The 20747-nt window shown below is 54.1% G+C and carries 24 protein-coding genes; 5 read left to right on the plus strand and 19 right to left on the minus strand.

The window, feature by feature from the left end:
- Window positions 1-3: 3 nt before the first annotated feature.
- From spoT to RE418_RS06545, 4 genes are all read right to left on the minus strand, one after another.
- Window positions 4-2115 (minus strand): bifunctional GTP diphosphokinase/guanosine-3',5'-bis pyrophosphate 3'-pyrophosphohydrolase, encoded by a 2112-nt coding sequence (spoT, locus tag RE418_RS06530; RefSeq protein WP_015379445.1) that lies wholly within the window; start codon window positions 2113-2115, stop codon window positions 4-6.
- A gap of 18 nt (window positions 2116-2133) precedes the next feature.
- On the minus strand, window positions 2134-2409 hold the full coding sequence (gene rpoZ, locus RE418_RS06535; protein WP_004931221.1) for a DNA-directed RNA polymerase subunit omega: 276 nt from the start codon (window positions 2407-2409) through the stop codon (window positions 2134-2136).
- 54 nt (window positions 2410-2463) lie between these two features.
- A complete protein-coding gene (gmk, locus tag RE418_RS06540) occupies window positions 2464-3087 on the minus strand; it encodes a guanylate kinase (protein ID WP_033636481.1) in 624 nt (207 codons plus the stop codon).
- A 211-nt stretch (window positions 3088-3298) separates the two neighbouring features.
- Window positions 3299-3916 (minus strand): trimeric intracellular cation channel family protein, encoded by a 618-nt coding sequence (locus tag RE418_RS06545; protein WP_089181707.1) that lies wholly within the window; start codon window positions 3914-3916, stop codon window positions 3299-3301.
- Between the two features lie 253 nt (window positions 3917-4169).
- Here RE418_RS06545 and RE418_RS06550 point away from each other — a divergent pair, with 253 nt between their 5' ends.
- Window positions 4170-4604: a DUF3574 domain-containing protein gene (locus tag RE418_RS06550; RefSeq protein WP_049205349.1), complete on the plus strand. Its 435-nt coding sequence runs from the start codon at window positions 4170-4172 to the stop codon at window positions 4602-4604.
- A gap of 34 nt (window positions 4605-4638) precedes the next feature.
- On the opposite strand, the gene RE418_RS06555 is transcribed toward RE418_RS06550, so the two are convergent.
- On the minus strand, window positions 4639-5823 hold the full coding sequence (locus RE418_RS06555) for a NupC/NupG family nucleoside CNT transporter (protein ID WP_004931212.1): 1185 nt from the start codon (window positions 5821-5823) through the stop codon (window positions 4639-4641).
- A gap of 361 nt (window positions 5824-6184) precedes the next feature.
- Between RE418_RS06555 and RE418_RS06560 the strand changes: the two genes are divergently transcribed.
- The gene (locus RE418_RS06560; RefSeq protein ID WP_089181455.1) at window positions 6185-6574 is read left to right on the plus strand and encodes a hypothetical protein; all 390 of its coding nucleotides are present in this window, start codon (window positions 6185-6187) and stop codon (window positions 6572-6574) included.
- A 163-nt stretch (window positions 6575-6737) separates the two neighbouring features.
- Here the strand turns inward: RE418_RS06560 and RE418_RS06565 are convergent, their stop codons facing one another.
- From RE418_RS06565 to RE418_RS06605, 9 genes are all read right to left on the minus strand, one after another.
- Window positions 6738-8249, minus strand: coding sequence for an anti-phage dCTP deaminase (locus tag RE418_RS06565; protein WP_043148429.1), 1512 nt, complete (start codon window positions 8247-8249; stop codon window positions 6738-6740).
- 91 nt (window positions 8250-8340) lie between these two features.
- Window positions 8341-8526: a hypothetical protein gene (locus RE418_RS06570; RefSeq protein WP_342095380.1), complete on the minus strand. Its 186-nt coding sequence runs from the start codon at window positions 8524-8526 to the stop codon at window positions 8341-8343.
- A 631-nt stretch (window positions 8527-9157) separates the two neighbouring features.
- A complete protein-coding gene (locus tag RE418_RS06575; RefSeq protein ID WP_164099042.1) occupies window positions 9158-9403 on the minus strand; it encodes an ogr/Delta-like zinc finger family protein in 246 nt (81 codons plus the stop codon).
- 2 nt (window positions 9404-9405) lie between these two features.
- Entirely contained in the window at window positions 9406-10155 is a 750-nt protein-coding gene (locus RE418_RS06580) for a hypothetical protein (RefSeq protein ID WP_342095379.1), read from the minus strand.
- 422 nt (window positions 10156-10577) lie between these two features.
- Window positions 10578-13259: a TOPRIM and DUF927 domain-containing protein gene (locus tag RE418_RS06585; RefSeq protein ID WP_193168779.1), complete on the minus strand. Its 2682-nt coding sequence runs from the start codon at window positions 13257-13259 to the stop codon at window positions 10578-10580.
- 9 nt (window positions 13260-13268) lie between these two features.
- Window positions 13269-13619, minus strand: coding sequence for a DUF5375 family protein (locus RE418_RS06590; RefSeq protein ID WP_193168780.1), 351 nt, complete (start codon window positions 13617-13619; stop codon window positions 13269-13271).
- Window positions 13616-13897 (minus strand): hypothetical protein, encoded by a 282-nt coding sequence (locus tag RE418_RS06595; protein WP_043148424.1) that lies wholly within the window; start codon window positions 13895-13897, stop codon window positions 13616-13618. The genes RE418_RS06590 and RE418_RS06595 overlap by 4 nt, the downstream gene beginning before the upstream one ends.
- A gap of 47 nt (window positions 13898-13944) precedes the next feature.
- Complete coding sequence (locus tag RE418_RS06600; protein ID WP_306686074.1) at window positions 13945-14298, minus strand: hypothetical protein; 354 nt, start codon at window positions 14296-14298, stop codon at window positions 13945-13947.
- Window positions 14291-14467, minus strand: a complete 177-nt coding sequence (locus RE418_RS06605) for a host cell division inhibitor Icd-like protein (RefSeq protein ID WP_164053487.1) — start codon at window positions 14465-14467, stop codon at window positions 14291-14293. Before RE418_RS06605 ends, RE418_RS06600 begins: the two co-directional genes overlap by 8 nt.
- Window positions 14468-14602: 135 nt before the next feature.
- Between RE418_RS06605 and RE418_RS06610 the strand changes: the two genes are divergently transcribed.
- Entirely contained in the window at window positions 14603-14794 is a 192-nt protein-coding gene (locus tag RE418_RS06610) for a toxin-antitoxin system HicB family antitoxin (protein WP_149571885.1), read from the plus strand.
- Window positions 14795-14824: 30 nt separating this feature from the next.
- Here the strand turns inward: RE418_RS06610 and RE418_RS06615 are convergent, their stop codons facing one another.
- The 4 genes from RE418_RS06615 to RE418_RS06630 all read right to left on the minus strand — a co-directional run bounded on the left by RE418_RS06615 (window position 14825) and on the right by RE418_RS06630 (window position 18318).
- Window positions 14825-15043, minus strand: coding sequence for an AlpA family transcriptional regulator (locus RE418_RS06615; RefSeq protein WP_072010297.1), 219 nt, complete (start codon window positions 15041-15043; stop codon window positions 14825-14827).
- 304 nt (window positions 15044-15347) lie between these two features.
- The gene (locus tag RE418_RS06620; RefSeq protein WP_308354171.1) at window positions 15348-16055 is read right to left on the minus strand and encodes a hypothetical protein; all 708 of its coding nucleotides are present in this window, start codon (window positions 16053-16055) and stop codon (window positions 15348-15350) included.
- Window positions 16056-17279, minus strand: coding sequence for a site-specific integrase (locus RE418_RS06625; protein WP_043148440.1), 1224 nt, complete (start codon window positions 17277-17279; stop codon window positions 16056-16058).
- 175 nt (window positions 17280-17454) lie between these two features.
- Entirely contained in the window at window positions 17455-18318 is an 864-nt protein-coding gene (locus RE418_RS06630; protein WP_015379441.1) for a YicC/YloC family endoribonuclease, read from the minus strand.
- Between the two features lie 126 nt (window positions 18319-18444).
- Between RE418_RS06630 and rph the strand changes: the two genes are divergently transcribed.
- Window positions 18445-19161: a ribonuclease PH gene (gene rph / locus RE418_RS06635; protein WP_025160305.1), complete on the plus strand. Its 717-nt coding sequence runs from the start codon at window positions 18445-18447 to the stop codon at window positions 19159-19161.
- Between the two features lie 96 nt (window positions 19162-19257).
- Window positions 19258-19899 carry an orotate phosphoribosyltransferase gene (gene pyrE, locus RE418_RS06640; RefSeq protein WP_049205345.1) on the plus strand — a complete coding sequence of 214 codons (642 nt, stop codon included), beginning with the start codon at window positions 19258-19260 and terminating at the stop codon, window positions 19897-19899.
- 31 nt (window positions 19900-19930) lie between these two features.
- Here the strand turns inward: pyrE and slmA are convergent, their stop codons facing one another.
- A complete protein-coding gene (slmA, locus tag RE418_RS06645) occupies window positions 19931-20527 on the minus strand; it encodes a nucleoid occlusion factor SlmA (protein WP_025304700.1) in 597 nt (198 codons plus the stop codon).
- Window positions 20528-20747: the final 220 nt, after the last annotated feature.

The raw sequence follows: 20747 nt of genomic DNA on the forward strand, positions 1-20747 counted from the left end.
GCGCTAGTTTCGGTTGCGGTTAACTTTGATCACATCCGGCATGATACGGATTTTACGCATAATGTTTGCCAAATGGATGCGATCGCGGGTGGTCAAGCGGATAAAGGCGCTATAAACCCGACCGTCTTTCTCTTCGGTGTTCAGGCTCTGAATATTGGACTCGGCCGCGTTGATCGCTGCCGTCAGGTTGGCCAGCGCGCCCTGGTGGTTAAACATATCCACCTTGATCTCGGCGATGAACTCCTGCTCGGTCTCTTTATCCCACTCGACCGCCATGAACTTCTCAGGCTCTTTCTGATAGCCGCGAATATTGCGGCAAGATTCATGGTGGATCACCAGCCCTTTGCCCGGGCTGACGTGAGCGATAATCGGGTCGCCCGGAATCGGACGGCAGCACTTGGCGAAGGTGATCAACACGCCGTCGGCGCCCTTGATGGCCAGGTTACGCACGCCGGAGGTGGTGCCCAGGCTGGACTGATCGCCCTGCAGATTCTTCGCCACCACCACGCTCATGGCGTTGCCGAGGCCGATTTCCGCCAGCAGATCGTCCAGCGTCGCCAGCTTCATGCGGTCCAGCTCGTGCTGAATGTTTTCCTGCGGGATTTCGGCCAGCTTGCGGCTGCCGCCCAACGCATGGTTGAGCAGACGGCGGCCGAGGCCAACGGAGTCATCGCGCTTGAGATTCTTCAACATCTGGCGAATTTTGGCGCGTGCTTTCGAGCTGACCACGAAGTTCAGCCAGGCGGCGTTGGGCCGCGCGCCCGGTGCGGTGATGATCTCGACGGTCTGGCCGCTGGTCAGCGACTGTGACAGCGGGTATGGCTGACGATCGACGCGCGCGCCGACGCAGGCATGGCCGATATCGGTATGCACCGCATAGGCGAAGTCGACCGGCGTGGCGCCGGCGGGCAGCTCGACTATGCGACCTTCCGGGGTGAAAACGTAAATCTCATCCGGGAACAGATCGGATTTGACGCTCTCGATAAATTCAAACGAACTGCCAGCGCTTTGCTGCAGCTCCAGCAGGCTTTGCATCCAGCGTTGGGCGCGGATCTGCGCCGTGGTGCCGGTTTCGCCCTGTTCTCTTTCCTTGTAAGCCCAGTGCGCGGCCACCCCCATCTCAGCCATCTGGTCCATGTCTTCGGTGCGGATCTGCACTTCGACCGGTACGCCGTGCGGGCCGATCAGCGAGGTATGGAGCGATTGATAGCCGTTGGCCTTGGGAATGGCGATGTAATCTTTCACCCGCCCCGGGCGCGGTTTATACAGGCTGTGCACCTGGCCGAGTACGCGGTAGCAGGTATCGACCTCTTTCACGATCACCCGGAACGCGTAGATATCCATGATGGAATGGAAACGCTGTTCTTTCAGGTGCATCTTGAGGTAGATGGAGTAGAGGTGTTTTTCCCTTCCGCTGACGCGGCAGGCGATGCCGGCCTCGGTCAGCCGCCCTTCGATCTCGGAGAGGATTTTTTGAATCATCTCTTTGCGGTTGCCGCGCGCGGCTTTCACCACTTCCTTGATCACGCGATAACGGTTTGGGTACAGCGCCTCGAAGCCCAGCTCTTCCAGCTCGGTTTTCAGGTGATGAATACCCAGACGGTGGGCGAGGGGGCTGTAGATTTCCAGGGTTTCACGCGCGATGCGCCGGCGTTTGTCGGGGCGCAGCGAACCGAGGGTGCGCATGTTGTGCGTACGGTCGGCCAGCTTGATCAGCACGACGCGGATATCCTGCACCATCGCCATGATCATCTTGCGGAAGTTTTCCGCCTGCGCTTCTTTCTTGTCCTGGAACTTCAGCTTGTCGAGCTTGGAGACGCCCTCAACCAGTTCGGCGACGCTCTTGCCGAACAGCTGTTCCATATCTTGATAGGTGGCTGGGGTATCTTCGATGACGTCGTGCAGCAACGCCGCCATCAGCGTCTCGTGATCGAGACGCATTTCCGCCAGGATGCAGGCCACGGCGACCGGGTGAGTAATGTAGGGCTCACCGCTGGAGCGTGTCTGGCCCTCGTGCGCGTCGCGCGCGACGAGGTATGCCTGTTTGAGGCGCTTAATCTGCTCCTCGGGCAGGTAACGTTGAATCAGCAGATTCAGGCTTTCAAACAGGTACAAGGCGGACTCGCAGTCTAATTAACGACGACCTTCAGCAATCGCGGTAACCGCTTGAATCTCTGCGGCTTCCTGCTCTTGCTGTTCCTGGCGCTCACGCACGTCGAGGATCTGGCTGGTGATCAGGCCTTCTTCGATTTCGCGCAGGGCGATAACGGTGTACTTGTCGTTCTCTTCCGGAACCAGTGCATCTTTGCCGCCGGTCTGGATCTGACGCGCCCGACGAGCAGCGACCAACACCAGGTCAAAACGGTTACCAATTTTCTCTACAGCGTCTTGAACAGTTACGCGTGCCATATTTGTGCTACTCCACAGGTGACGAAAAGACTGGGCATGATACTGAAACTGCCTTCAGTCTGCCAATAGTTTGCTGATTAAAGCGTCATGCCGCAGCAACTGGCGGCCCAAACGCAGGCGTTCGGCGCGAATGATGGTCTTCAGATCGGACAGCGCCAGATCGAAATCATCGTTCACGATCAGGTAATCGTACTCCGCGTAATGCGTCATTTCCGCCACGGCCTGAGCCATGCGTTTGGCGATCACCTCTTCGGAATCCTGCCCGCGCCCGCGCAGGCGGCGGCCCAGTTCTTCCTTCGACGGCGGCAGAATGAAGATGCTGCGCGCCTGCGGCATTTTGGCGCGGATTTGCTGCGCGCCCTGCCAGTCGATATCCAGAAACACATCCACGCCGGTCGACAAGACTTGTTCGATGGCGGCGCGCGAAGTGCCGTAATAGTTGCCGAACACTTCGGCGTGCTCAAGAAACGCGTCCTGCTCGATCATCCGGCGGAATTCGTCTTTCGAGACGAAGAAATAATGCTCGCCGTGATTTTCACCCGGGCGACTGTCGCGCGTGGTGTGCGAAACCGAAACCTGCGTGTCGTACAGCGGTTGCGTCTTTAACAAAGCCTGAATCAGACTTGATTTACCTGCGCCACTGGGAGCAGAGACAATATAAAGCGTGCCTTGAGCCATGATGATGTTCGTTGATAACGGTTGATATGCCAAAAACAGCGGATGTGTATTTTCTCCGCACAGTATACACGGCTAACGCGCCGGGTGCAGCGTTAGCTCGCATTTTGCCCGCGGCTTTGCGTGGAAAAAGCGTCGAAAGGGCGAATTTGCGCGTCGAAGGGCGACATTTTTGCAGTTTTGGCCTCGGCGGCGGCGCGTTGCCGCCCCGAGATCAGTGATCCGGATGCTGGTAGTTGAACACCGGCAGGCCGAGGCGGAAGCGTAGGGCGATAAGACGCGCGCTCAGGCCGGCGACCAAGGTGAGGATCACCACCAGATTGTGCGGCAGGCTGAGGTGCTGCAGGCCGATATACAGCCAGGCGGCGCTGAAGGAGATGCCGGCGTAGATCTCCTTCTGGAAAACCAGCGGGATGCGGTTGCAGAACATATCGCGCAGCACCCCGCCGAAGACGCCGGTGATCACCGCGGCGATGGCGGCGATAATGGCGCTGTGCCCCATATCCAGGGCCACCTGCGCGCCGATGATGGAGAAGACGATCAGGCCGACGGCGTCGAGCACCAGGAACAGGCGGCGCAGATGGCGCATCAGAGGAGCCACCCAGGTGGTGACGATCGCCGCTACCGCGACGATGACGATGTATTCCGGGTGTTTGACCCAGCCCAACGGAAAATGCCCGAGCAACATATCGCGCACCGACCCGCCGCCGATTGCGGTGACAGAGGCGATGATGATCACGCCGAACATGTCCATTTGACGGCGGCCGGCGGCCAGCGCGCCGGTCATGGCTTCGGCGGTGATGCCGATGATATAAAGGATGCTCAGTAACATAAGGGGTTCACAGCGTACTTGCCTCAGAATGATGGCCGGCAGGGTAATCGCCGCCGAGGACGCGCGCCACTGAGTTTTTTTCACTGATGGCGTTTCGGATTAATTTAGCTAATCCAAACTCCGTTTTTATTGCCGATAACCAGCCTTTTTTAACATCTTGCTGTTAATAAAAGCATTAGAAATTTCGCGCTGGTTTCCATCGCTGACTATGCTTTTTGCAGCTAATCCTTCAACCGAGAAACCGAGACTGCAGATGAAAAACCCCCCGAAACTGGCCGCCGGCGCCGTGGTGGCCGCCCTGTTGCTGAGCGGCTGCGTGGCGCCAGGCCACCAGGCTGTGTCACCCATCCCGGCTTGCCGTACCGGCGATCCGATGATGCAAACAACGCTCTACTTCGGCCTGAACCGCCCTGCGGGGCCGGCGATCACTGCCGCCGAGTGGCAAACCTTCGTTGATAGCCAGGTGACGCCGCGTTTTAAAGACGGGCTGACGGTCTTTGATGCCAAAGGACAGTGGCTGGGTCACGACGGCAAGCTGGCGCGCGAGAACAGCAAGGCGCTGCTGCTGATTCATGCGCCGGACAAAGAGAGCGAGGCGAATATCGAGGCGCTGCGCAGCGGCTATAAGCAGCAGTTCGCGCAGGATTCGGTAATGCGGGTGGATGCGCCGGTGTGCGTGGCGTTTTAAAACGAACTCCCGGCCCTGCGGCCGGGAGTGGGGATTACAGCACCAGGCCGGCGATGGCCGCCGACAACAGGCTCACCAGCGTCGAGCCGTAAACCAGCTTCAGGCCAAAACGGGAAACCACGTTGCCTTGCTGCTCGTTCAGCCCTTTGATGGCGCCGGCGACGATGCCGATGGAGGCGAAGTTGGCGAACGACACCAGGAACACCGACAGAATGCCCAGCCCGCGCGGCGACAGCTCCGCCGCGATCTTCTTCAGTTCAATCATCGCCACGAATTCGTTGGCTACCAGTTTGGTCGCCATGATGCTGCCCGCCTTCAGGGCCTCTTCCGCCGGGATGCCGATCAGCCAGGCCAGCGGATAGAACACGTAGCCGAGGATCTGCTGGAAGCTGATGCCGAGCACCGCAGAGAACAGCGCATTGACGGCGGAGATCAGCGCGATAAAGCCGATCAGCATCGCCGCGATGATCATCGCAATCTTGAAGCCGGCCAGAATGTACTCGCCCAACATTTCGAAGAAGCTCTGATCTTCATGCAGTTTGTTCAGCTTCAGCTCCGGCTCGTCTTCAACCTGATACGGGTTGATGATCGACAGGATGATGAAGGTGCTGAACATATTAAGGATCAACGCCGCCACCACGTACTGCGCGTCGATCATCGACATGTAGGCGCCGACGATGGAGAGCGAAACCGTCGACATGGCGGTCGCGGCCATGGTGTACATGCGGCGCGGCGAGATATCGCCGATGATGCCTTTATAGGCGATAAAGTTCTCCGACTGCCCCAGCACCAGCGTGCTGACGGCGTTGAACGATTCCAGCTTGCCCATGCCGTTGACCTTGGACAGCAGGGTGCCGACCAGGCGGATGATCAGCGGCAGGATGCGGAAATGCTGCAAAATGCCGATCAGGGCGGAAATAAAGATGATAGGGCACAAAACGCCGAGGAAGATGAACGCCAGACCATCCTTGCTCATGCCGCCGAACACGAACTCCGATCCTTGGGCAGCGTAGGCGAGCAGGGTGTCGAAGAAGCCGGCGACGTGTTTGATCACGCTGAGCCCGCTGGCGGAGTGCAGGAAGAAATAGGCCAGCGCGCCTTCGATCACCAACAGCTGGATGATATAGCGCAGGCGGATTTTCTTGCGATTATTGCTGACCAGCAGCGCCAGGGCGATGATCACCACCAGGGCCATAATAAATTGCAGAATTTGTGGCATAAACGGTCCGTACGGTTCACGGGCAGGAAAAAAACACATTTAGCCACAGCATCGCCATCCTTTCATTACCTTGCGTGATAATTAGAACAAAATACTTATGGCATGCGGGATATCTTGCCGATTGTCATCCGCACGCGCTGCTCGGCAGTTTTTCATAAGCCCCCGGTGAGCCGGCTCCCCAGAGGCCTGCCGGCTCGCAACTTGATGTAATCCCCGTTACTTATGTGCAAACGCCTGGAATCTGGTTCGCAATCGGCGATTTTTCATGGCGCAAAGCGTGGTTTTCTTGGCTGAGGAAGAGAAACATGTTTGGAACAGGCGCCGTGACCGGCGCGCATTTTCTCGGACAAGGAGGCGAACGATGAATACCGGCACTTTGCTCAGGGCGCTGGCCAACGGCGTTAATCCCGACACCGGCGAGCTGTTGAAACCGGCTTCAGCGGCCTGCGCACCGGAGGCTATCCGGCTGCTGTTCGCGTTAGCTAACGAGTTTGGAGGTGAGGCTGAACTGCAGAAAAAAGCCCGGTTGACGCCGGAGGAGAAACGGCAGAAGAATCTGGTCGAGGGCCGACCTGCCAATGCCTACTTCCCCTGGCCGGAAGAGGAAAAACTGCGGCTGCGCGAGAGCCATGCGGCCGGGGCGACGCTGGAAGCGCTGAGCGATGAGTTCGAGCGCTCAACCTGGAGCATTGCGGTGCAGCTGCAGAAAATGGGGTTGATCGGTGAGGAGCTGGTGGCCGCCTATCGCTGATTTGCAGCCATAAAAAAGCCCGCGTGGCGCGGGCTTGATGACATAAGGGGCAGGATCACTCGATATTCTGGATCTATATGATTTTATTTTTTCATGTTGTTGATTTATAATGTTTTTTATTCTTTCTCTTGTTTTTTGTACACGTTTTGGTACATTCTGAAATTCAACTTCCAAGATTGAATTTTGAACGTATGTTGCTTATTACTTTTGACTCATACTCACCATAACTATCAAGGTATTGGGTATCTACGTGGTAAGACTCTTCAATGCTATAATTTATGGGCTTACCATTAGCGTTTTTCCTTTTCCTATTATACCCGAAGAATTTTGCATACCTTTTAGGTGCGACGCCCTCAAAATTTTCAAACAAGACTTTATCATGTGATGGAGCATGGTCTGGTTGGCAGATGGTATCGTCATGTAATTGGAGGGCTAAACTTTTTTCGTATGGTTCAATGTAAACAACTCGTTTAATTCCGGCAGCAACAATATGGCGAGCACACACATGGCAAGGATATGTAGTGCAGTATAGACTGTTTCCAGTTGTACCGATGTTAGTATTTCTTGCTAATGCAATAATAGCATCCATTTCTGCATGTACTGCGCGAGAATATTCTATAAGATATTTCGCTTTAGTTTCCTTCATGATTGTTTCTGCAAGCTCATTGGCATTTAATAAACCATTTTCTTGAAGGATTGATTTTATTTCATTTTTCAATAATGCTTTGTGCCTATCATTATGACATCCATTTTTATTAAAGCATCGTTTATCTTTACTACTTTCAGACGTATATAACCCACCACCAAAAGCAGGAACATCATTGCGGCCAGTTGCGATCACATTACCCTCTATATCCATTATGGATGCACCAACTTGGCGGGAAAGGCAAGCGGATCCTAACGAGGCGGAATAAGCGGAGTACATTCCGGATTCATCTTTGGACGGAGTAATATGGTTAACGCCATGGATGAGATCTATAAGCCTTTGAACTGACCTTCTCATAACGTCTGTGTCAAGATTTTTTATAAAATAATCAGATAGTTGTAGTGTTTCTTCAACTTGCTGACCATTTTTTTCTTTTGATTTTCTATCTCGCTCAATTATTTTCGAAATATTATCATTACCTATTGCTTCATCTTTTAGGTTTTGTATTCTTTCGGATACGGTTCTCAAAAGTCCAACTAAGTAGAAATTACTTTTATAAACTTGGTTAAATAATTCAACTTCGGACGGATGTTTGATTTGGTCTATGATATAGGCGGTTTTCTTTGTATTTTTTGTTAGTTCAGATGATTCACCACCATAAATGGCTTCTCTTCGCTCCTGAATTGAAAGCACGGCTAATTCTGCGCAGATAAAGTTACCATGCTCTTTTCTTAGAGTGTCACCAACATTTTGTAGCGTGTCGTAACGCTGGTAACTATCTAAATGAATAGTACTTACCTTTCCAAAATCAGAAATAAGATCACTAATTCTAATGTGTTCAACATGATATCCATTTTGAGTTAGGCAATGTAGTAATTGGTCTTTTAGACTTTTTATTCCTGAGCCTATAGCACCACATAAACCGACAATTAACTCTTGTGATCTTCTACCTTTAATATCGTGGATGCTATCACTATTTGAAGTGAATTCTGTTTTTACAGGGATAATATTTTCTGCAGTATCTGCCATGAAAGTCTCCAGAGTTTTTATAAATAAAAAGGCTAAAAAATTAGCCTTTTAAATAGTGTTCGTATGCTTATTATTTCTTTGTTAAGTATTTCTACCAATTTAATTTGGTAGCAGCCTTTAGAACCTTATCCCTAGCTTTGGATAAAGCCTTATTATTTCTTCTGGTAACTAAGCATTCAACATTGTTATTGTTGTTATAAGGCATGCGGTTGGCTTCGGAACCAACTGATTCCTTTTCATTTTTTTCTTTTTCCACCACCTGCACTAAGCTTAACATGGTTTTTCCCTTAACGTTTGACACGTAAAAAACCGCGTGATTATACCTTTACGGCGTTTTTTTTCAATTCCTGTATATACCCTTTACACCACCTTGTTTCATTCAGCAAGGAAAGGCATTGATATTTTTTGATGGAGAGCACATATAGATATTTAAAATGGCGATTCATCTATATGTAGTGCCTGCATTCTTTCTAAGAGGATTCTCAATACTGTAACATAAAGTGCAATATTATCTCAGAGCCGCCCAATCCATACATCACAGGCGTAGTCAGAGGGTTGCCACAACATGTATCGTGTCAATGCTCGAGATGGGATGATTGTATAAGTAGATAGTTCAGTGACGTGCTGATACCGCGAACGAAAAGTCGTTCAAACCTCTCGGCGCGCAATGCTATCCCCGCCTCGCCTGCCCGCTTCATGTACCGCTTTTCATGCAGTTGCATGACCGGCTCCAAACCGCGTCAGTACTGGGGCGGGAGGGGGTGAAAAATGCATTTTTCTGCATGCAAAATCATGCACCCTATGCATGCACGCTCAAAAAGAGAGGCCCGCCAGAGAAAAAGCCGCAAAACGGGAGGGGGTGAAGTAATAAAAAAACCCGCACCGGGAAGGGGGCGGGTCGGGAGGTATCAATGTACGTAGTGGTGGCTTCCGTAGCGGTTCAGCGTTCGCTGCTGTGGTGGCGGTGACACCGGCGCCATGAGCGGTTGTGGCGGCAATGGCTGGCGGATCACGTGTTCGATACTCTCCCGCGTCTTAAAGGTGCTGGAGCAGTCAATATTCTGGCACTGGTAATAAGCCTCTTTGGTCTGTTCCGTCAGATAGCGGCTGGTGCGGGTATGTGCGCCGCTGCGGCAGAAAGGACAGCGCATCATGGTTATTCCTCCTCTTCCGCTTTGGCTTGTTTGCGGGCAGCGATTTCCTTGCCGAGTTTGATCCGTGCGGCCGGACTGTTAATTAGCCTCTGGTCAAGGCCACTGAAATCCGGGCCGTACAACCCAATCGCCTCAAGAATAGGGTCGCCCTCTGTACTCAGGTGGAAATTAGTGGCGCGTTCAACCAGTGCCTGCATAACTTCCTGCATCACGACACCGTGTGGATCTCGCGCGCACAGGTTGTTGTTATGGAACTGCTGTTCATCGTGGCCGAGACGCGACTGGGCATGGAGTCGCAAAGCAACCGCGCGGATCAGGATTGAGGCTTGATCCAACGCAACCTCCAGCGTCATTTCGGAGTAGGTGCGCAAAAGCGTGCGGTGCTTCAGGTCATAAGCACTGGCGGCGTTGCAGACCGCAACCATCGCCTCTTCCTTATCATCTTCCAGTTCGGCCAGCAGCCCGTCGTATTCATTCACCAGTTCACGTTTGATGATGCGTTGGGTATGCAGGTCTTGCATCTCCGGAGTCAGTTCGCCTTTTGCCTTGCGGAACCGCTTACGCCAGCCTTTGTCGTCCATGACGGCCTGCTCTTCCGCTGCGCGTTTCTTATCATGTGTGGTCGCAATAACCTGACGGATGTCATTCAGCTCCGTTTTCTTTTTGTAAAAGCCGCTACGTGCGTCATCAAAGCCGGGTTGTTGCTGCAACAAGCGTTCAGACAGTGCGACAAGCGGGGTCTTGGTGGTCATCGAAAAAAACTCCAGTTCGTTATGTTGTGTGAACAGTGTCCGATAACCGGCACAACCGCTCAATCAAACACGGTTGTCACTCCGGCTACACAACGTGGCCTTTTTTCAATGGGTTAGGTGACACTTTGGGGGAAGAAATGGCCCGCCAGAGAAGGGGCGTTTCGGTAAATCGGCCTATGCCTTTATCGATTTGCGGGGTAACAGGGGTTACACAGGTTACAGATATGATTTTAAAGGGAAAAATGTGTTACCCCGGCGAGAATTGTTGGGGTAACAACGGGTAACAGGATAAAACGACGCCGATATTGTTACCCCTGTTACCCCAAACCAAATAAAAAGGGTAACAGATTTTCTTTAGTGATTACAAAGATGTAACCCCTGTTACCTCTGTTACCCCTCAATAATAAGACTCGCGTAAAGCCTTACCCTAAGACGTCACTGGTGAAGACATACAGCTTCTTGACGCCCATCTCTGGCGGGCGGGTGGCCGTTTGCATTTTGCCGTCCTTGGCCGGAACCAGAAAACCGGCCTCTGCACACAGCCTTGCCACCTTCCGCGCATCGTAGCCCTTGCAGATTTCTTTCCAGCCGGACGGCATCACATAGAACGTCGTCACCGCCTCCACCTGCCGGGCATGGTTGCCTTTCTCCACCTTGCGCCAGCCCACCATGTTGCCGGGGCGGTTCATCTCGTTATGCCAGTCGGCAAAGCGGCTGAACTGCCCGGCCGTGAAGAAGGTGCGCACCTGTTCCAGCGCGGCAATGTCTTCCTGATTGGCGCTGTGACCTCGGTCAGCCAGCCATGCGCGCATACAGGTCTGGGTCGCCCGCAGTGCTTCCCCCTCCGGCCAGCCGGTGATGCCGAGTCGCGTCGCCAGCTCCCCGGCCATGGCAACCAGCGCAAAGCGGTTAATAGCCCGCCCGACCTGATTACCGGCGTTATCCGGCATCAGCAGTTGGGTGTACTCCTTCATCAGCGCCTTGGCGCTGGCCGTCATGCCGTTCAGGTCGGCGGTGAGGGCTTTCAGCCAGGCGCGGAACGGCGTGCCGTACACCGTCGCGGTGGCAACTTCAAAATGTTCCGCCAGCGCCTTGCCGCTGTCGAACCCGTGCAGGCTTTCAAATACGCCGTATTTACCGGAGTCGCTCGGTATCTGGAGCATCCGCACTTCCATCCCGGCAAACGTCCGTTCGCCGGCGCGGGCGGCGTGCTCGGTAAGCGACAGTTCCCCGGTCGAGAAGAACAACAGCCGCCACTGCTTGCGGGCGCGTAACTCGCCGTCGGTGCCCGCCCGCCCCTTGCCTTGGCCGTTCGCCAGCATATAGGCGATGTTTCCGGCCTCGCGGCCGTCCACTTCCCGGATTTCATCGAGCATCATCGCCGCGTCGTTACGGCGGCTGGCGGTACCTTCCAGCGCATTACCGGTGGAGCGCCACGTGTGCCAGTAATCCGGGCCGCCGCACACCGAGGTGGCCGCCTTCATGGTGGTGGTCTTACCGTCGGTGGATTCGCCCTTGAGGTGATACCCGCCGCCGTCCATTCCCACCAGTCGCAGCAGCGGCGCGGCAAACGCCAGACTGACCGCAAAGGCCACGCGGGAGTTGCCGACACAGTACCGGCCAATCTGCTCCTGCCAGTCGTCCAGCGTCCCGGCCACGCGAAAATCTTTGCCCTGCACGCTGGCGGTTTGCAGTATCACCGCTTCCGCACCGTCGCCGATAACCTCGTCCTGCAACACATAGACGTCGCCGTGCCAGCCGGTTTTGTTCACGCAGGTGACTTTGCGCTCAGGCTTGCACAGGGAGATGTACTCCATCAGCCGGGCGCGGGCCTCGCCGGTGGTGCTGATGTACGACAGGCCGTTGACCAGCAGGATACGGCGCAGCTCTTCGCCGCTGCCGCTCAGCATCTCCATCGGCATCGCCCATTTACGCGGCTGGCCGTAGGTGTCCTCCCATTCCAGCAAACGGCCGAAGTTGCCGCCGTCGGCATCGCAGGTGATGGCCGTCACCCGCAACGGGTTGCTGATTTTGATGTTGCGGATTTCGGTGTCGCCGTCCGACTTCTGCACCTGCTTGTCGAACCACAGGTATTCCTGCGTCAGCCGGAAGCCCTGCGGCAGTTTCACCGCCGACTTACCCAGTTGCACCAGCTCTTCGTTAAATGCCTCCTTGGCGCGTGCCGGGCCGTTCTCCTGCATAAAGTCGTTCCAGTCCGCCTTATGGCGGGTCGGCGGCAGCGTCACGCAGCCGTTGACGGCCTTGGCGGCTTTCTCCGCCCAGACCTTGCCGGTGTTCTCTTTGCCGTCGTAGAAGTCATTGTCTCCGGCGATGACGATACGGGCCTGCGGCCAGCGGGCGTGCACCGCCTGCGCTACGTTCGGCAGGTTGCTGGCCGAGATGGCGGCCACCACCCAGCCTGCGGCGAGCTGGGCGGCCGTCAGCGCGGTGGCGTAGCCTTCGGTGATAATCACCTGCGTCGGCGGCGTGTCGCTCAGTGGGGCCGTGCTGAGAGCGATAAATGCCCCCTTTTGCACCGTCCCCGGCAACAGTCGCTTATCACCCAGCGGAGAAATCAACTGCGCGCCCGTCACGGCGCCGTGGATGTCCGTCAGCGCCAGCAGCAACGACCCCGGCGGAAAATCCACGCCGCCGCTCTTGCGGGCCGTGGTGGTCAGCGGCTGCGGCAGGCTGGCAAACCCCTTGCTGGTAAGATACTCGCTTTGCCCCTCCGTGCAGGCGGCCAGCCACTGCGCTACCGTGTCGGCCACCGCCGGTGCCGGTTTGGCGGCTTCTCTTCTGGCGGGCTTGGGCGGCTGTTGCTGCACCTGACTCAGTTGCAGCACGTCGGCCACTTCGTTGACGGCCTGACCGAGGCTGAGGCCGTTGACCTTCGCCACCAAGTCCAGTCCGTCGCCGTGTGTGCAGTGCGTGCAAATCCAGCGGCCGTCGCCGTTCTTGTCGTCCATACGAAACGGCTTGGTGCCGCCGCACGACGGACAGGGGCCGTGCTGGCCGTGAGGGGGGACAGTGACCCCCAGCAGCGGAAAAATAACGTCCCAGCGGCCGCGGGCGGCCTGTTTGGTCTGTTCTAACTTGGTCATTGCGCCCCCTTAATGCAGCGTCGGTGCCGGATGGCCGGACGTGACCGCCACGCCGCACAGCTCCGCCATGATGTTGCAGCCCTGTGCCGTGAGCTGCGGTGCCGCCAGCAGAATGTCCGGGGCCACCATATCGCCCAGCAACGAGCAGGCAATCGCCATGCCTTCGTCAACGCCGTGCAGATTCACAAACAGCGCTTCGATGTCGCTGGCAATCAGCATCTGCAGGCTGTCCAGCGTGTGGGGAAGCGCCATGCCCTGCGCCGCACAGGCGGCGAGATAGGCTTCGGCCACCGCGCGACGAAACAGCGCGGTGCGCACTTCCAGTGGAATGCAGGAGGCAGAACCGTTATCCAGCGTCATGCGACCACCTCCCCGTTAATTGCGGCGCACTGCGCCTGAACGAAGGCCAAATCCTCCGACAGGTAAGCCACCATGGCGGCCATTTCCTGCGTGGTGATGCCGGTCGGGAACGGCGTAGAGGCGGCCTGCCCGGCGAACAACATATCCAGCAGCGAACACGCCTGCTTGGCGCGATTAAGTTTCTCAAAGGCGTCTTCGGTCATGCCGTAAGACAGGTAGCGGCAGGATGGCGGCAACAGCGTGCCCTGAGCTGATGATTGCCCATGTGATGAAGTCATGATTTTTGTCCGTCAGAATCGAAGAAAATGAAGCGTGATAAACCGCGTTACAGGAAGCGGGAATAATGGGTGTCGTTGTGCTCCGGCGTCGGCCGTCGTGTCTCTCGCGGGCGGCTGTAGACCACCTTTACAGACGGGTGCAGCCTGAGCGGCGACTGACCGGCGGCTGGCCGGGGAGCAAGGTTGCGCGGCGCATCGGCGATTTTGCGGTACACCTCACTGAACCACGGCAGCGGCATGGAAGTCATGTTGCCGGACAGGTCATACTCAAACACCACTTCATAGGCGAACTCCGGGTTGTTACGGGCCGTTGCCTCATCGGCGCGATACAGGCTCAGGATACGCACCGTTCTGCCTTGCTGATGGCGATAGCGCTCGCCGTGCTGGGGAAACTCACGCATGGCAGCCTCCCTGTGGCAGGCGACCAGCGAACAGGAGTACGTAGTCACCGGCCAACTGGCGGCGGGCGCTGCGTTCGTCACCGGCAGTAATACGCAACATCACCGGACGGACTTTGCGCTGGGTGCGGTTGATTGCGGCAAAGATGTAGGTACACTTTGATGTAGCCATAGCGTTGCTCTCAATTTACGTGAATGGTGAGGCTCTGGCAGTGTTACCGCACTGTTCAGAGCCGTTGTGTTTAATACGCACGCCGTGATAGTGTACGTACATAACGGTGATGATACTAAGAGGTTATGTACGTACATGTCAACTGCAAAACGAGACAAAAGTCCTAAAGGCGAAGGTTTTTCTCCGACTTTTCAAATTAGAATCCCGCCAGACCTAAGAGAACAGCTAAACACCGAAGCAGCCAAAGACGAGATGAGCCTCGGAAACTGGTTCAAAGAGTTAGCCAGAAACGAATTAAAACGCCGTGGTATCGAGCCCAAAGGTTGATTCTTTGTTTGATGCGGCGTTCTGGCCGCATCAGGCAAGATCGTTTTGAGCATTGATCCACTCCCTGATTTCTTCTGCTTTCCATGCAGTAATCTTCGCTGAAATTTTTACTGGTTTTGGAAATGTTCCTGCTGAAACCCTTCTCCAAAGTGTTGCGTGTGAAAAAGGCAAACAAGGCATAAGCGTTCTTTGTCTAACAAAACCCGTCTGAGGTATAAAACCGTAATTATTACAATTAGTTGTTTGCATGTTGATACCTGTGATGCCATGAGATGATGCGAGATTAAAACCCACGGCGTTGTAGTTCCAGCGAAAATGGAATTACATAAAATCAATGTTAATTCCAATAAAACAAAACCAATTTCATTGAGTTGGTGTGGTGTTGTTTTGTTTGTATCTAATTGATTTTTATTTGTTTTTATTTTTATGGGTAATCTTTGGGAGCTGCATGGATACGCAGGGAGGGGGATGGAGGGTGATGGAGCGTGATGAGTTGGTTTTTAAGGTGGTAAAACACTCACATGTATGTTTTGTGAGTGTTAATATATTGATTTTAGTCGTAAATTGTCTTTATGGCTGCTGATATTTTACTTCTGATCGAAGAGGCTCTTAACCCATCACTGGAAATTCCATTTTTTTCGACAAAGTCATCAATTAAGTCTTTAACATGCTCAACACATACAGTGTTGTCTTTTTTTAGCCATTTTGATGGATTGGACTTATTTTTCTCCTGCGCAAGTAAGCTTACGGTTATACCAATAATTTTATTTAGGCTAACAACTTCCTCTTCTTTTTTGTATAGCCCTCTATTATTAGCAACTAATTGCTTACCCAGCAATTCAGCTTCGCCACCAATGAATTGAAGAAGTGACCTTGTTTTGGAGTTCATTGCTAAACTACTAATGGCAACTTTACATCTATCAATGATTGCACTTGGCGTTGTCACATCATCCCGACAGTTAAATCCGACTGAGAATATAATGTCTGATTTTACCTTCTCATCCATATCTATTGGGTGCGGATGCGGTTTGTATTCACCATAGTTTGTAACCCTGGGTATTTTTTCGTTTTTGAAAATCTCTTCTAGAGTTCTTTTTATTCTCACTCGTATATGAGTGATTATCTCAAGATGTTCACCATCTATGTCTTTTCTTCTTGCGTATGGTGATACTCCGACCAAACATTTAGAGAGCTCATCGATAGTAATAGACGGTAAGGTTGCGAATCTTTCGAATTCTGTCATCCGCTGAAAACTTTTCATTTAATCAGAGTCCATATCTAACTTAATTAATTTATCTTGCCATAATAGTAATGCTTTTTTGCGCTCATCAAAGTACTGATGCCTATTATAAATACCTTCAACACCTTTGATTCTGTGATTAAGACAGCGCTCTGCAACTATAGGGTCAACGCCAAGCGAGGCGAGGTGTGTTCTGGCTGTACGTCGAAAATCATGAATAGTGAAATTATCAATGCCATGTAAGTGAGGTCGTAGCTTTGCAAGAGCAACTGGGAGGGTGCTTTCTACAATATGGGGGATCATACGATTTTGCATTTTCCTTGCGGGAAGAACCCATTCACTGTTGCATGACATAATCTTGAGTTCATTTAGCCATAATATGGCATTCTCGGGGAGGGGAATATCAATATCATCACCATTTTTTGTACCGGTTAGGTGCCAAATGGCATTATTTAAGTCTATGTTTTCCCATCGAGCTGAGCATAGCTCCATTTTCCTACAACAAAGGAGTAAAAGTAGTTTAAACGTGAGCTCATTTTGTCGGCCGAATCCTTTGGCTTTTTTCATTGCCGAGAATAATTGGGATAGTTCGTCATCAGTAAGAAATCTTTCCCGCGATTTCTCTTGCCCACCTGCATCCGCAAGTTCGAATGCAGCGGCAGGGTTTACCTCAAGAATATGTCTTTTAATCCCGTAATTGAAAATTCTTTTAGTCCAACGTAAGACATCGTTGGCTACGGTTGGGGCGCCACGTGAAACGATATTTTGTAGCATTTCATCTATATGCCGTGGTTTAACTTCGTCGGCTTTGAGATTACCAATATGCGGATTGATATCCTTATCGATACGACGACGGAGAATATCAGGATGTTTCCAGCGACCAAGGATTTGGCGTTCAAAATACTCAGTTGCTAGATCTGATACCTTGCGTGCATTTTTGTCAGCCTCGATCTTTGCAATGGCGGAAGCCTTACGCTCTTTTTTCTCACCGGCCACGTCATACCCTAGAGCTACTCTTGCGGAAAGCATCCTGACTGTTTCACGCGCTTTAGCAAGGGAAAGCTCCCCATAGGACCCGATCCACATAGCTCGGGCTTTACCTGCCAAACTGTAGCGGAAGCGCCATTTTGGTGTTGCGAAGCTATCGCGGTAGCAAAGATAGAGACCATTACCATCGGCCCTGCCTTCGAAGCGTTCCCCCGCCTTTACCCAAGCTTTTATCTGTATATCCGTAAGTTTGCCCACGCTCAATAACTACCTTGTACCAAAAGTGTATGTACCATTTTCATGGTTGGTACAGTCTATGGTACATCAAAATGGTGAGATTTGAGTAGGTGGAGTGGGACTGAATGAGACTAAAAAAGCCCGTAAGTGACGGGCTTTTATGAATATTTTATATAGCATGATACATGCTGATAAATTACTCGATATTCTGGATCTGCTCGCGCATTTGCTCGATCAGCACTTTCAGCTCGATGGCGGAAGCAGTGACGTCGGCATTGATCGACTTGGAGGCCAGGGTGTTCGATTCGCGGTTGAACTCCTGCATCATAAAGTCGAGGCGGCGGCCGACGGCTTCTTTCTTTTTCAGGATGTTGTGCGTCTCTTTCACGTGCGCTTCCAGACGGTCCAGCTCTTCGGCGACGTCGATACGCTGCGCCATCAGCACCAGCTCTTGCTCCAGGCGGGTGTTTTCCAGCTGTACCTGCGCCTCTTCCAGCTTGCTGACCAGGCGCTCGCGCTGCCATTGCAGGATGTTCGGCATCTGGGCGCGCACTTTGACCACTTCGGCGCTGACGCCGTCGAGGCGTTGTTCGATCAGCGTCTTCAGCGCGGCGCCTTCGCTCTCGCGTGCGACGATAAAGTCATCCAGCGCGCCGTCCAGCGCTTGCATCAGCTCGGCGCTGATGGCGTCCAGATCCTGCTCCTGCGCGGACATCACGCCCGGCCAGCGCAGCACGTCGATCGGGTTGATTTCTCCTTCGTCGCTCTGCATTTTCACCCAGTTGGCGGCTTCGACCAGCTGTTTGGCCAGTTTTTCGTTCAGGATCAGCGAGCTTTGCGCGCTTGGATCCAGTTCGAAACGCAGGTTGCATTCGACTTTGCCGCGGGTCAGGCGGCCACGGATACGTTCACGGATCACCGGCTCCAGGCTGCGGAATTGCTCCGGCAGACGGATGTAGGTTTCTAAGTAGCGCTGGTTAACGGAACGCAGCTCCCAGGCTGCGCTGCCCCATTCACCCTTGATTTCACGCCGGGCGTAGGCGGTCATGCTGCGGATCATTGATGCGTACCCGTAATAGGAAAAGATGGGGCGATTATAGCGTCGCGACTGCGGGCAGGATAGGCATTACGTCACGAAGCCCGTATAATGCGCAGCCAATAGTTGATTTGAAGCCGGAGAGAGCCCATGCGTCCTGCAGGCAGAGCACCACAGCAAGTTCGCCCCCTGACACTGACCCGTCACTATACCAAACACGCTGAAGGCTCAGTGCTGGTTGAGTTTGGCGATACCAAAGTCTTGTGCACCGCCACGGTAGAAGAGGGCGTTCCGCGCTTCCTGAAAGGCCAGGGGCAAGGTTGGATCACCGCCGAGTACGGCATGCTGCCGCGCTCCACCCACAGCCGCAACGCACGTGAAGCCGCCAAAGGCAAACAAGGTGGCCGCACGCTGGAGATCCAGCGCCTGATCGCGCGCTCGCTGCGCGCCGCGGTGGATCTGAAAAAGCTCGGTGAATTCACCATCACCCTCGACTGCGACGTACTGCAGGCCGACGGCGGTACCCGCACCGCCTCCATCTCCGGCGCCTGCGTGGCGCTGGCCGATGCGCTGAACACCCTGGTGGCCAACGGCAAGCTGAAAGCCAACCCGATGAAGGGCATGGTAGCGGCGGTTTCCGTCGGCATCGTCAACGGCGAAGCGCTGTGCGATCTGGAGTATGTGGAAGATTCCGCGGCGGAAACCGACATGAACGTGGTGATGATGGAAGACGGCCGCATGATTGAAGTGCAGGGCACCGCCGAAGGCGAGCCGTTCAGCCACGATGAGCTGTTGGCGCTATTGGCGCTGGCCCGAGGGGGCATCGAAACCATCTTCCAGGCGCAGAAAGCGGCGCTGGCGGACTGATTTTTTAAGGCGACTGAGAAGTCGCCTTTTTTATGCCCGACGATCGGGCGGCAGTAATGACAAGACCCAAGCAGATTCAGACGAGGAGAAGCAGTAATGAAAGCCTATCAGCGCCAGTTTATCGAGTTCGCGCTTAACAAGCAGGTATTGAAATTCGGCGAGTTCACCCTGAAATCCGGCCGCACCAGCCCGTATTTCTTCAACGCCGGCCTGTTTAATACCGGGCGCGATCTTGCGCTGTTGGGGCGCTTCTACGCCGAAGCCCTGATGGACTCCGGCATCGATTTCGATCTGCTGTTTGGCCCGGCCTATAAAGGCATTCCTATCGCCACCACCACGGCGGTTGCGCTGGCGGAACACCATGAGCGCGACGTGCCTTACTGCTTTAACCGCAAGGAAGCCAAGACCCACGGCGAGGGTGGTTCGCTGGTCGGCAGCCCGCTGCAGGGGCGTGTGATGCTGGTGGATGATGTGATCACCGCCGGCACCGCGATCCGCGAGTCGATGGAAATCATCGGCGCCAGCGGCGCTTCGCTGGCGGGGGTGCTGATCTCCCTCGACCGTCAGGAACGCGGCCGCGCGGATATCTCCGCCATTCAGGAAGTGGAACGCGACTATCACTGCAAGGTGATTTCGATCGTGACGCTGAAGGACCTGATCGCTTATCTGGAAGAGAAACCGGAAATGGCGGACCACCTGGCGGCGGTGCGCGCTTACCGCGAGCAGTTCGGGGTATAAATAAAAACGCCGGGCATGCCCGGCGTTTTCGTTATTGCAGCTGTGCCGCCAATAGCGGCCAGCGGGCGTCGAATTCCTGCGTTGGACGATAGCGGAATTCCGAACGCACATAGCGCGACAACATGCCTTCGCAGAAGGCCAGCAGTTGGCTGGCCAACAGCGTTTCATCGACGATGAAGCCTTTGCCTTCGCGCAATTTGCGCTCTTTCAGCACCTGACGCAGCTGCGCCTCGATGCGTTCGAACAGCTGGTTGATGCGGCCTTGCAGGCGATCCTGTTCAAACATCAGCGCGTGGCCGGTCATGATGCGCGTCAGCCCCGGGTTGCGTTCCGCAAAGCCCAGAATCAGCAGTAAAATCAGGCGCAGACGATTAAACGTCTCTTTCTCGTCCTGCAAGATCAGGTTGATGCGGGTGATCAGGCTGTCTTCGATAAACTCGATCAGACTGTCGAACATCCGTGTCTTGCTGGGGAAATGCCGGTACAGCGCAGCTTCAGAAACACCCACGTTCGCGGCGAGCTTGGCGGTGGTAATGCGCTGGCTGCCGTCGCTGGATTCCAGCATCTGGGCTAACGCCTGCAATATTTCCTCGCGCCGATTCCTTTTCGTATTTTCTTTTTCTGCCATGTCTGATTAGACCCTTGCTAAAACTTAACTGACGGAAACCCGGGCACCGGCCGCTGCAGAGCAGGCTCTGTGCGGCTTATGTGATAGCTTTTTTACGATGCTGGGGTCAGCGGCCTTAACGGCCTTTTTCCGCGCTGCCTGGTGTGCGCTGCAATTGTCGCGGTAAAACCTTGCCGCAGAGACATCCTTCTCCCCGGAAAGGCAAGGTTCAGGCGACGTT

Source organism: Serratia sp. szju (genome assembly GCF_044594185.1).
In the GTDB taxonomy this organism is placed as follows: Bacteria; Pseudomonadota; Gammaproteobacteria; order Enterobacterales; family Enterobacteriaceae; genus Serratia; species Serratia bockelmannii.